The 799-nt window shown below is 47.7% G+C and carries 2 protein-coding genes; both read left to right on the forward strand.

Annotation, left to right across the window (positions count from 1 at the left end; genetic code table 11):
• Positions 1-352, forward strand: a 352-nt coding sequence (locus tag A3750_RS15730; protein WP_197475077.1) for a DNA-3-methyladenine glycosylase I, incomplete at its 5' end; no start/stop codon positions are given.
• Positions 353-407: 55 nt separating this feature from the next.
• Positions 408-799: DUF924 family protein (locus tag A3750_RS15735; protein WP_068548431.1), on the forward strand; the 392-nt coding region annotated here is incomplete at its 3' end.

Genomic DNA, 799 nt, shown 5'->3' on the forward strand with positions numbered 1-799 from the left:
GTATGACCAAGAAAAGTGTGATGCGCTTATCCAGAACCCCGGAATCATCCGCAATCGGTTGAAAATTCAGTCCATTATCAAGAACGCAAAGGGATTTATTGCGTTTGCCGAACGGGAAGAGAGTTTTAGTGGGTTTCTCTGGGGTTTTGTCGACGGGGCGCCGGTTCAAAACAGCTACCGTAGTATGGCTGATGTCCCGACAGAGACGGATGCGTCACGAGCCATGTCTAAAGCGTTAAAAAAGCGTGGTTTTACCTTCGTTGGCCCAACTATCTGCTACGCTTTCATGCAAGCTGTCGGCATGGTGAACGATCACCTCACGAGTTGCCCGCAATGGGAGGCTTGCCGATAACAAGTTTCAAGTACTGGTTGATTAAAGGAACGATTGAAACGAATTGGTGAAGCAAATGGACAAGAACATCGAAAACGTTTTGCACTTTTGGTTTGAAGAGCTTGAGCCCCGTCAGCATTGGGTGAAAGATGCGACTTTAGACGAGAATATAGCGGCGCGTTTTGGCGCTCTGCATGATCAGGCCAAAAATGGTGCGCTTGATTCTTGGCGCTCCACGGCTAAGGGGCGGCTCGCTGAAATCATTATTCTTGATCAGTTTTCGAGAAATATTTACCGTGATGAGTCTGAGAGCTTTGCGTGCGATCCGATTGCACGAAGGCTTAGTATTGAAGCGATTCAATCGGGTGCAGATAAAGAGCTGTCTGTTGATCAGAGGGCATTTCTTTATATGCCATTGATGCACAGTGAGGGCAAAGAAGACCATCAGCTCGCGCTGAAAGTATTCGA

This window comes from Oleiphilus sp. HI0079, assembly GCF_001635105.1.